Annotated in this window: 10 protein-coding genes; 7 read left to right on the top strand and 3 right to left on the bottom strand. The window is 39.6% G+C overall.

All coding sequences use genetic code 11. The features are described 5' to 3' along the window. Positions 1-56: 56 nt before the first annotated feature. The 6 genes from K8S13_RS11010 (at position 57) to K8S13_RS10985 (ending at position 7,658) form a co-directional block, all read left to right on the top strand. A complete protein-coding gene (locus tag K8S13_RS11010; RefSeq protein WP_291462495.1) occupies positions 57-926 on the top strand; it encodes a rhomboid family intramembrane serine protease in 870 nt (289 codons plus the stop codon). A gap of 530 nt (positions 927-1,456) precedes the next feature. Further along, positions 1,457-2,470, top strand: a complete 1,014-nt coding sequence (locus K8S13_RS11005; RefSeq protein WP_291462494.1) for a glycoside hydrolase family 3 N-terminal domain-containing protein — start codon at positions 1,457-1,459, stop codon at positions 2,468-2,470. 433 nt (positions 2,471-2,903) lie between these two features. Beyond that, complete coding sequence (locus K8S13_RS11000; RefSeq protein ID WP_291462493.1) at positions 2,904-5,366, top strand: hydrogenase iron-sulfur subunit; 2,463 nt, start codon at positions 2,904-2,906, stop codon at positions 5,364-5,366. An 18-nt stretch (positions 5,367-5,384) separates the two neighbouring features. Next, positions 5,385-6,593, top strand: a complete 1,209-nt coding sequence (locus tag K8S13_RS10995) for a (Fe-S)-binding protein (RefSeq protein ID WP_291462492.1) — start codon at positions 5,385-5,387, stop codon at positions 6,591-6,593. A 61-nt stretch (positions 6,594-6,654) separates the two neighbouring features. Next, positions 6,655-7,035 carry a CGGC domain-containing protein gene (locus K8S13_RS10990; protein ID WP_291462491.1) on the top strand — a complete coding sequence of 127 codons (381 nt, stop codon included), beginning with the start codon at positions 6,655-6,657 and terminating at the stop codon, positions 7,033-7,035. 125 nt (positions 7,036-7,160) lie between these two features. Continuing rightward, positions 7,161-7,658, top strand: a complete 498-nt coding sequence (locus K8S13_RS10985) for a PocR ligand-binding domain-containing protein (protein WP_291462490.1) — start codon at positions 7,161-7,163, stop codon at positions 7,656-7,658. A gap of 100 nt (positions 7,659-7,758) precedes the next feature. Here the strand turns inward: K8S13_RS10985 and K8S13_RS10980 are convergent, their stop codons facing one another. Genes K8S13_RS10980 through K8S13_RS10970 form a run of 3 tightly spaced genes read right to left on the bottom strand, consistent with a single transcriptional unit; the run spans position 7,759 to position 10,753 of the window. Continuing rightward, a complete protein-coding gene (locus K8S13_RS10980; protein WP_291462489.1) occupies positions 7,759-8,697 on the bottom strand; it encodes a radical SAM protein in 939 nt (312 codons plus the stop codon). Between the two features lie 47 nt (positions 8,698-8,744). Further along, positions 8,745-9,608, bottom strand: a complete 864-nt coding sequence (gene dapF / locus K8S13_RS10975) for a diaminopimelate epimerase (RefSeq protein ID WP_291462488.1) — start codon at positions 9,606-9,608, stop codon at positions 8,745-8,747. A gap of 11 nt (positions 9,609-9,619) precedes the next feature. Then, positions 9,620-10,753 (bottom strand): ribonuclease D, encoded by a 1,134-nt coding sequence (locus K8S13_RS10970; protein WP_291462487.1) that lies wholly within the window; start codon positions 10,751-10,753, stop codon positions 9,620-9,622. Between the two features lie 83 nt (positions 10,754-10,836). On the opposite strand from K8S13_RS10970, the gene K8S13_RS10965 reads away from it, so the two are divergent. Further along, positions 10,837-11,058, top strand: coding sequence for a hypothetical protein (locus K8S13_RS10965; protein ID WP_291462486.1), 222 nt, complete (start codon positions 10,837-10,839; stop codon positions 11,056-11,058). Positions 11,059-11,081 lie beyond the last annotated feature (23 nt).

Genomic DNA, 11,081 nt, shown 5'->3' with positions numbered 1-11,081 from the left:
CTTATTTTTTAATTGTATTAAAACCATTGTCGAAAAAGATCAAGGCCCTTTAGCTCATGAGCCAAAATTTTGAAAAATTATTAACAGATCTTTCTGCCAGAAGAGCAGATTTAATACTCCTTATTTTAGCGTCTCAAAATATTGAAAACCATGTTGAACGGGAAAACAATTCATTTAATATCCTTGTAAATCATGCTGATATGGAAAAAGCCCTCATCATGATTGAGACCTATTACAAAGAAAATAAATTTTTCAGGCTCAAACAGCAGTTACAGGAAATCCCCATATCCTCATTTAAATCATATACTGCTTTTTCCATCATGGGACTACTCTGGCTTGTCCATGCATTATGTCTTCACACCCATATCCATGAAGACATGATACTCAAATATGGTGCGTCCGCCCTTTTTATCCTCCAGGGAGAGACGTACAGAGCCGTTACAGCCCTGTTTTTGCATTCAGATGCCCGGCACCTTGTGGGGAATATGGCAGGCATGCTCATTTTCGGTGCACCCGTGATTACCCTTTCAGGTTTTGGCGTGGGGCCTTTTATGCTGCTGTTTGCAGGCACTATAGGCAATCTTATCAATGCCCATTTATACAAAACCGCCCATCTTTCCATTGGGGCCTCAACAGCAATTATGGGAGCTGCAGGCCTTCTTGTGGCATTTCAGATAACGCAGAAGGCAAAACCGTTCCGCCTCAATAATCTGATGCCCATATTTGCCGGTGCCGTGCTGATCGCCATGTTCAGCCAGGGAGAGAATACAGATGTCTGGGCCCATGTCTTTGGATTTTTCAGCGGACTTGCCTCCGGCGTTATCCTCTTTCCCCTGAACAGGATGCTTCAATTCACTCAAAAAGATCCCATCGCCCTTCTCATCACTATCCTTATCATTGCCTCATCCATCCTGTCTGCAACTTAAGTGATACAAAGCAAACCTGCTTTACGGGTTTCTTTTTTAATGCGTTTTGTATCATTTACCAGAAATATCACATTTTTTTTTAAAAGACTGACCATTTCAAGGCAGTCATGATTTCCTAAAAATGATTTTCCATTTATAAAATGCCTGCCTTTATCAAGGGGCGTATCCCACTTTCCCTCAAAAAATATTGCTTTTATATTTTGGAATACAGTCTTAGAGTTACAGTATTCAAATTTTCATTTGGTGCCCATGATTAAAGTTTCACACAGGGATTTTCCTCAAATCCTATATCTTGTACCAGGCCTTGTCTGGAAATGAGGTCTGGTAAACAGTTTTAAATACCAGTGAAATTTAATTCACCATAAGCACTGGAAAAAGAATTGAACGCCTTTGGGCTAAAGGTTTACATAGACTGTAGATAGACACTATTATCACTTTCTTCAGGGATAAAATCTGTTCTTTCTCGAATTGAAAATGTAATGTATAATGACCGAATTTACAAAAGATATTTATATTTTCAGGAAAACATAATGGAAAAAAGCCGAAGAAAAAATGCGCATGCTGTTATTTTACCAGCTTTTGAATTATTGACCCTCAGTGATTCTGTTAAAAGATTTTTAGAGAATGGTGGCTGTTCTATTTTGATAGGAGAATCGAGGGAAGAATATGTTAGCAGGAAAATGTCGGATGAGCGTAAAACCATTGAAAAGTCTGAAACATTTCTGACTCTGATCAAAGAGGCTATAACTATGTCAGGTGATTTGATTGTTGCTGTTGATCAAGAAATTGGAGGTATCTGTAGATTGCACGATCTTGTTCCCCCTTTCCCAGACATGTCAAAAATAGACGATTTCGATATTGATATTTTTAAAAACATCTCCTCTTCGATTGCCAGAGAGGCAAAAAACTTGAGAATTAATTGCTTTTTATCTCCTATCCTTGATGTGGTCACAGGTCAGAATCCTTGGCTTCATGGAAGAACTTGGTCTAACGATCCTAAAGTGGTTGGAAAAATAACTTCAGCTTTTATTCAAATGATCCAAAGGGAGGGTGTTGCTGCGTGTGCAAAACATTTCCCAGGATTCCATAACATTGCTCTTGACCCTGCAATAGAATCCGAAGCTGTCGTCACTGAAGCAGCATCCTCTTTTAAACAAGGATTTATTCCTTTTACTTACGCAATAACAAATAAAGTTGAAATGATCATGGTTGGACCTGCAATTGTTGAGGCGTTTGATAAAAAGAACCCGGCATCAATTTCACCTAAAATAATTGATATGTTGAAAAAGAGACTTGATTTCGATGGTATTGTTATGAGTGACGACCTTGATGCACAAGCCACTTTAAGAGGTCGATCCATTGAAGAAATAGCTGTTAAAGCCTTGAATGCAGGATCAGATTTTTTACTTCTTGCTGACGCTGATGATCATATAGAAAGAGTTGTTGAGGCAATTTGTAATGCTGTTGAGAAAAAAATATTACCAGAAAAAAGACTTTATGAAGCAGGAACAAAAGTTCGTAAGCTTGCACAAAAATATAGCTAATTTAATTCACATGGATTACCGAGCGTTTTGGTATAATGCGTGACGAGTAAAATTTGAAATTGAGCGAGCACTGCCAAAAATAATAGTGAAGCTGTTTCAAATGCAGAAATCATAATAGATGAATGGATAGAAACAGCAAAAGAGATAGGTCGAGAGATTCCAAAGCCTAAAGGAAAGTTAACTTATGCTTAAAATATCATGAAACCCAAAATTTGAAATAGATATTAGGCGTGCTTTCTCTAATCTATGTTACAAAACCTCCCAAAAAATAACCCTTCAATTATCATTTTAATTTTCATAGGATTGCCCTGATTTGAAAAGTTAGTTTAATTTATTTCTTTTTAATCGTGTAATATGATAAGACTCTCCTGTGGTTTGACCCATTTAGCATTTAATTTTTACAGAACCAGTATTGATAAATATTGGAGAACATATGAAAAAAACAAATCTAAATATTCTGGTTATAGGGGGAGGCGTTGCAGGGATGGCTACAGCACAAACCCTTGTTGATCAGGATGTTGTCGTACACCTGGTGGAAAAAGAAAGCTCTCTTGGCGGGCATGCCGCCATGTGGGCATGTATGGCAACCGACTATTGCGAAAACTGCGGTGCCTGTCTCAGCATTGAAATGGCTGCTCAGGTTCTAAAACAGAAAAATGTTATTTTACACCTTAATACCATTGTTAAAACCATTAGTAAGAAAAAGCAGGGGTATGAGGTAATTTTGGAAGATAACGCATCGTTCAATGCGGAAAAAATTATCATGGCCACAGGGTTCTCACCCTTTAACCCTGTTCAGATAAATTCTTTTCACTATAATGATTATAAAAATGTGATCACAACGGCTGAATTAAACACCATCCTGCAGGAGGAGACACTTTCAGGGTATTTTAATGGGAAGCCTGACCCGAAAATTGCTTTTATCCAGTGTGTGGGTTCCCGAAACCGTGAGCAGGGCAGAGATTATTGTTCCCAGGTATGCTGCAAGATATCCATGCGGCATGCAAACAAACTTACCTATCTCTTTCCTGAGTCCGACATAACACTCTTTCACATGGATCTTCAGGTCATTGGAAAAGAGATAAGACCCCTGTTTAATACGCTTTCCAAAAATATTGCTCTGGTTCAGGGAGTTCCTGCCGAGATCCTTGAAGACACAGAGACAAACATGCTGACCATTGTGGCAGAAGATAAAGAAACCCGGTCCAGGGTTTCCAAAGCCTTTGATCTTATCGTTCTTTCTGTCGGCATGCAGCCCTCTCCAGCCCTTGAAAAATCTGATGGTATGCTTGGCGGCATACTTGATCTGAAACCCAATTCCTGGGGATTTTTTAATACAGATCAGGCGGTCATATCAAAGGACGTGGTGATTGCAGGGTGTGCCAGTGGTCCCAAAGATATTCTTTCTTCCAGACAGGAGGGCAGGGTAGCGGCTGCCAAAGTCATTGATGACCTTGGGTTGAATACAAAAAAACAATTAAATATTGCAGTGTTTGGAGAAGGTGTTCAGGCAGATAAAACAGCCAAAGCCATTTCTTCAAAAGGATATTCCACTTATCTGTTCGGGCCGGGAACAGGTGGTTCCAAGGACCGCAGGATTATTTCCATCAGCGGCACTGCCGGCAACTTTTCACTCTATTATGAATCAGGAAATGAAAAGAAATATCTGACCTGTGCGGCCATTATTGCTGCATTTGAACCAAAACGATCATTGAACCGGCTGGACACCCTCAAAAATGCGTCCTTAAGCCTTGATACCTTCTCGCAAATGGTTGAAGAAAAGCCTGACACCTGTCCGGATAATAGTGTCATCCTGCTGGATTATTTTGGGCCTGAGTTTAAATCTTTTGCACGTCTTGCCCTGGAAACCTCTATCAAAGCAAAGGCTTTGGGAAAAAATATTTCCATTATCATGAACAAAATGCTGGTTCACGGTGCATTGGGTCAGCGTCTCTATGATACTGCAAGGCAGCAGGGGGTCGATTTTTTCAGGTTTGAAACAAATGATGATTTAAAATTTGAGGATTCAGGCAATGGATTCTTGATCAAGCTCAAAGAGGCTACATTGCCATCCATTGAGCTGAATCTTAATTGTGACTGCCTTGTCCTGCCGCCGGGCCTGACACCGGCCGGGGAATTTAAAAATGCTGCCGCACTCCTGGGTCAGCCCCTTGATAAGGAAGGATTTTTACAATCTGCCAATACCCGTCACCGTCTGACCCAAAGCCCGAGAAAAGGCATCTTTTTTACCGGGACCTGTCATGATGAGACCGACCCGGATGATCTGAACAATGAAATCAAAGATATTTTATCTGTCTTTTCAACTGAATCCTTTGATTTGCCCCAAATTGATACAGGGGTTGAAATTAATCAAAAACTATGTGCCCAGTGCCTGACCTGTATCAGGATCTGCCCGCACTCGGCCATTATTATGAATGAAAAAAACAGGCCCGAAATTGTACCGGATTCCTGTTTTTCATGCCACCTTTGTGTGTCCAACTGCCCGGCATATGCCATTGAATCAAAAGCGCTGACCAATGATCAGATTTCCCGGAAAGTTGAAAAAAACAAAATGGTCATTCTGGCCTGTGAACGCTCTGCCGCCCTTGCAGCAGACAGTCTTACGCTGCCGGACAATATCACCCTGATACCCATTCCCTGTGCCTGTAGAATCAGCAGTGACGTGATTCTTAAAACCCTTTTAAATGGAGCTTCAAAAGTGATGATCAGCGGTTGCCACGAAGAAAACTGCCGATCCCTTGAAGGCGGCAATATTGCCGATGCAAGCGTGAGACAAGTGTTAAGTATTCCGGGGATGGAACCCTCAAAAGTTGTGTGGGAACCCATAGCCGCCAATGAAACCAAAAAATTTGAACGCATTATTTCCAAAGTGTAAAAATAAAGGAAAATAAATATGGATAATGCAACAATAAATAAAGACTCTGTTCTGTATAAAATGCTGAACCAGTTTGCGCTGGGGGACAATATTTCCGAATGCCTGACCTGTGGAGCCTGCAACTCAAGATGTACCTGGTTTGATGGGGAAGGCGGGCCCTTGCCCCGTCAGATAATCCGCATGGCCGCCCTTGGGCTTGATGAACAGCTTGTGAACAGCAACATGCTCTGGGATTGCCTGATCTGCAATCGGTGCACACAAGGATGCCCCATGGGGATCTCCATGGACAAGGTTGTAAGGAAAGCCAGAAGCCTTGCCATTGCCGATGACAAAATCTCAAATGACATTAAAATAGGAATTAAAAACCGTATCGAACTGGGAGATGTTAACGCCCTGACCAGAGATGAGTTTGTGGAAACCGTTGAATGGCTCAGTGAAGACTTTGTTGATGAAGTGAATGATCCAAAAGCTGAAATTCCCCATGATATTAAAGGGACAAAATTTCTTTATCTCCCCAACCCAAGGGAGCTTGCCACCAGCCTGCTGCATTTAACTGCCATGGCCAAGCTCTTTTATGCCACAAAAGAGACCTGGACCCTGTCTTACCGTCATACCGATGTGACCAACTGGGCCTACTTTGTGGGTAAGGATGATATTACAAAAAAAATTGCCCTGATGGTGGTTGAGCCGACAGAAGAACTTGGCATTGAAACCCTTGTGCTATCAGAGTGCGGCCATGGATATCATACACTAAAATACCTTTTGGAAGATATCATTGGAAGAAAGCCCGGATTTGAAGTAGTCAGCATGCCGGAACTCATTCTTCGATATGCCCGGAAGGGCGTGTTAAAATTTGATCCGGGCGTGCACCCTTATAAAATTGCCTATCATGATCCCTGCAATATTGGCAGAAAATCAGGGGGATATGATGCTCCAAGGCAATTATTGGAAATGATCTGTGAAGGTGTTGTGGAACTGACCCCTAACAGGGAAGACAGTATCTGCTGTGGTGGTGGCGGTGGTATGTTGCAGGACAGCACCACTACCATGAAAAGAATGATTACCGGAAAAACAAAGGTAAACCAGATGAAGGCAACGGGCCTGTCCAACCTTACCACAGCCTGTCTATCCTGCCACAGGCAGCTTGGGGAACTTTCTGATCATTATGAACTGGGGATACAAGTTGATACTGTGGCATACCTGGCATCTGAATCGCTGATATTGTAATTTGAAAAAACTATCGGGTTCAGTTATATTAAAATCTTAATAATTATTCAGAAGAAAAAAAATGACAAATATTGCAATTATTCGTTGTGAAAAAAATGAGAACCAGTGTCCATTAACTGGTTGTTTTACTGCTCTTGCAAAGACAAAGCAGGGGTTTGACAAATATGATGACTGTACGCTTACGGGCGTATTTACATGTCGTTGCCCAGGGGATAAAGTAGCAGAACTTGCTAAAATTCTTAAATCAAAAGGTGCCCATGCAATTCATTTTGTTACATGTTCTTTTGCAAAAAAAACAGACAATGGATGGGATGACTCAAAGGGCGGCTTTTGTGATAATTTTGGCAAGATTGCTGAACAGATTCATAAAGAAACAGGACTGCCGTGTGTTCTTGGAACAGCTCATCTGCCCAAAGGATATACCCCCAAAATTTTGGATTAAATTATTTTTAACGAATAATGAGTTTGTAAATTTTAAAAAAAACCATTATGATCCCGTTGTTGAAAACAGAACAATTTATTATAAAATTTGATATGACTATTAAATATAAAATAAGGAAAAATTGAATGAATCTTACAGATATAATTTCTATAGAAAAATGGGAAGCCTTTGAAAAAGAATTATATGATCGTTCCGGAATGAATGCGTGTGTGTATGACAATCAAGGAAATCGTATAACTTCCTACGTATCATGGGCAAATGAAGTTTGCCCGACAATCAAGTCTTACCCTGAGGGGATTGCTGCTATATGTGCAGTAGCAAATCAATATTTTACTAAAGAAACAGCAGAAACAAAGCAACCTCTTGTTGATGAATGCGATGCAGGTTTTGCTAAATTTGCCGTCCCGATTTTTTATAAACATGAATTTTTAGGCACTGTGGGCGGCTGCGGTCATATTCTCACTGATGGTGAAGTTGGAACTTTTTATATTGAAAAAGCTATTGGGGAAAATGATCTGGGACTAGAAAAAAAAATTGATACCGTTAAACAGATTTCTGAAAATGAAATAAATAAATTGGTTGATTTTGTTCAAACATATCTTAAAAAGATATTATCGGAATAGGCAGGAATATGTTTATTATATTTACCAGGATAAAATCACGCAGCCCTACCGAAAGTACACTTTCAATCATATCTTCTTGATATAATTGAATTTTCACTTTTTATTTATGTTTGCTTTGATAAAATACCCCTCTTTCCTGTCTGTTTGTTTCAATTTTCCCATCGTCTTCAAGCACGCCAAGATATTTATTTACTTCGTTAATATGTATCCCGAGTATTTTACTAAGATCATTCAGGGTGCACGGTCTTCGGGAAATTGTTTCTAAAATAGCGTTTTCAGTATCTTCACGGTATGATTTCATGTCTTTACGTTCGGGTACTGATGCTATTATTTCAGCATTAGTAAAATCCCAGAAATTAACAATTTGCTGCAATTCAGCTTTATTTGCCGGTCTTAAATTATTGACAGTTCCCGGTCTGTCTAAAGTATTTAGCTGCACTTTATCGGGATTTATTTTAATAATTGCATCTTTTAGCAATTGTAACTCTTTAATACTATCATTTATCGTTGGCAGAATTAGAATTTCGAGCCAGATTTTACCTTTATACTCTTTCCTGAAATCAATAAGTCCCTGAATATAATCTTCAATATTAATTTTATGAAAAGGCCTGTCAATCTTATGAAAAGTTAAATCTGAAGCTGCATCCAAGGAAGGTAAAACCAAATTGGCTTTTAAAATCTGTTTTCTGACTTGTTCGTGGTTGAATAAACTTCCATTGGTTAATAAAGCTACCGGAATATCAGGCCAATTTATTTTAATAAAATTTAATACATCGCCTATTCTAGAATTCAAGGTTGGTTCTCCGGCACCGGAAAAAGTGATATAATCAGGAGCAGGATTGTTTTTCATATAAATTTTTAATTCCTCAACAACATCATCATAAGGAATATACTCTTTTCTCTGTATTGTTAAATTTGTTGTTCGTCCGCATTCGCAATAAATACAATTTAAAGAGCATATCTTATGAGGAACCAAGTCAACTCCGAGTGACATGCCGAGCCGTCTGGATGGAACAGGGCCGAAAAGATATTTATACATATATTTCTCTTTTTTTTTATAGGACTTCTAAAAATTAAATTTTTTAATCAAATCCTGATCCGCCCTTCAAACACCAGGGTGGCAGGACCTGTCTTAAAAATATGGTTTGTCTCTTTATCCCAGTAAATGTCAAGGTCTCCGCCATCAAGGTGGACAATGGCTTTGTCTGATGCCCTGCCCGTGAGATGGGCGGCAACAAGAGCGGCACAGGCACCGGTTCCACAGGCCAGTGTAATCCCGGATCCCCTTTCCCACACCTTCATTTTTAATTCACTTTTGTTCACCACTTCAATAAACTCAACATTGGTCTTTTCCGGGAACCTTGCATGGGTTTCAATTGATGGGCCAATTTTTTTAATATCAACTTTTTCCACATCATCAACAAAAATAACCGCATGGGGGTTTCCCATGGATACGGCAGTAATGCGATACTCTTTATTCCCAGCCATCAAACGTTCTTCAATTGCTTTCTCGTTTCGGCTTTCAAATGGAATATCCCTGCACAAAAGAACAGGTTCTCCCATATCCACCCTTACCGACTGAACCTGTTCCTTATTACCAGATATCACTTCGGGGACCACCTCAGGGATGACGGTACCAGCCTTTGTATCCACCCTTATCGTCTTTTTTAAAACCATCTTGTTTTCATACAAGTATTTGGCAAAACACCGCATGCCGTTGCCGCACATCTGGGCCTGGGAGCCATCGGAATTATATATCCGAAATTTAATATCATGGTCCTTGGATTCAAGAATCAGGATAATGCCATCCGCCCCTATACCAAAATGCCTTGAGCAAAGCCTTTTTGCCAATGCAGGATAATTTTCATTTTGTTCTATTTTTCCATCCCGGTCATCTAAGATAATAAAATCATTGCCAAGCCCTTCCATTTTGATAAATTCAAGTTCCATATTCTTCTCCATCATGATTTGCAATATCCAAGGATTGAAAGGATATCATTTCCAATGGCCTCCACCTGCCAATGTCTCACATGTTCAATTTTTAAGAGGTCTTCGGATGTTGCAGGATTTTTAAAAGCAATGGAACCAATCACTGCATTATTTAATAAAAATCCCGGCTCAATCCCTATTGCGGCACTCAATTTTTCCCTCATCTTTTTCAGCCGTATGATTCTTTCCTGAACTATAACATTTTTTTTCGGTCTTCTGGTCTTTGGATAAGAAGGTAATGCTTTATGATCAAGACTAATTGCCTTGGTAATGGCTTCCACGCAAATCTTTCCATACATATCTGCCTGTTTTTTGCTTATTGCCCTTATGCTCAACATCTGATCAATTGTCACAGGTTTCTCGTAGGCCATGGTCATTAAAGATGGGTTTGATATAATTTTAAATAAAGGTTGGTCCTTTTTTTGTGCTATCTTTAACCGAACCTGCAATAAATTTTCAAGAACGGCAAGGCTCCTATTATCCATTTTACCGGCGCCTTTAAATTTTAAAAACAATGGCAAAGCATGATTGTTTTCATACCGGACCTGTTCTTGTATTTCAAACTCTTCTTTGGCCCAGGAAAGCCGCTTTTTTTCCACAAGCCGCCCTTGGATAATATCATGCAGTTTTGTAAGATATGCCACATCCCCTACTGAATATTCAATCATCCCCTGTTTAAACGGACGTTTTCCCCAGTCTGATTTTTGATATTTTTTATCTGCATCCACATTAAAATTTCTTTTTAACAGGGCGGCAAGCCCCCGTTCTTTGATGCCTAAAAACCGGCAGGCAATTTCCGTGTCAAAAAGATTCTTCACCTGTGCCTGATAATCCCTGTCAAGGCTTCTGATATCAAAATCAGCCCCATGAAACACTTTCATCACATCCCTGTCTTCAAGCACCCGTAAAAATGGGGCGACCTCTTTAATTTCAAACGGATCAATTAAAAATGCTTCTTTTGCCGTGGCAACCTGGATCAGACAAATTTTCTCCTTAAAACAATGCATGGAATCCGCTTCCAGGTCCACACCGATTATTTTTTCTTTTAAAAAATCATCACAGACGTTTTTCAGTTCTACATCTGATTCAATAAACTTGTAATTCAATTTTTTTCCCTTGATTGTTTACATTACTTCTTCTAAAATCCATATTTTATATTTAACCGACAACAAACACAATGGAAAACAAGATGATTAACATAACATTTCCGGACAATACTATAAAGAGCTTTGAAAACAATCCCAGCGGCATGGATATTGCCAAAAGTATTTCAGACGGATTTGCCAGAAACTGTGTGGCAATGAAAATTGATGAACGGCTTTTGGATTTAAACCTGTCCATCAAAGAAGATACTGCCATCAGTCAGCAATCAGCAATCAGCCAGCGCCTTGTTTTTAATGTCCTTTGCTGAAAGCCGGATGATAGCGCGCCCGT

Source organism: Desulfobacula sp. (genome assembly GCF_021107415.1).
This window is presented reverse-complemented; position numbering and strand designations above follow the sequence as displayed.

Excerpts from the sequence above, each read along its gene's own strand:
- K8S13_RS10995 (WP_291462492.1), top strand. The coding sequence starts at position 5,385 with ATGGATAATGCAACAATAAATAAAGACTCTGTTCTGTATAAAATGCTG.
- K8S13_RS10965 (WP_291462486.1), top strand. The coding sequence starts at position 10,837 with ATGATTAACATAACATTTCCGGACAATACTATAAAGAGCTTTGAAAAC.
- K8S13_RS11000 (WP_291462493.1), top strand. The coding sequence starts at position 2,904 with ATGAAAAAAACAAATCTAAATATTCTGGTTATAGGGGGAGGCGTTGCA.
- K8S13_RS11010 (WP_291462495.1), top strand. The coding sequence starts at position 57 with ATGAGCCAAAATTTTGAAAAATTATTAACAGATCTTTCTGCCAGAAGA.
- K8S13_RS10980 (WP_291462489.1), bottom strand. The coding sequence starts at position 8,697 with ATGTATAAATATCTTTTCGGCCCTGTTCCATCCAGACGGCTCGGCATG.
- K8S13_RS11005 (WP_291462494.1), top strand. The coding sequence starts at position 1,457 with ATGGAAAAAAGCCGAAGAAAAAATGCGCATGCTGTTATTTTACCAGCT.
- K8S13_RS10990 (WP_291462491.1), top strand. The coding sequence starts at position 6,655 with ATGACAAATATTGCAATTATTCGTTGTGAAAAAAATGAGAACCAGTGT.
- dapF (WP_291462488.1), bottom strand. The coding sequence starts at position 9,608 with ATGGAACTTGAATTTATCAAAATGGAAGGGCTTGGCAATGATTTTATT.
- K8S13_RS10985 (WP_291462490.1), top strand. The coding sequence starts at position 7,161 with ATGAATCTTACAGATATAATTTCTATAGAAAAATGGGAAGCCTTTGAA.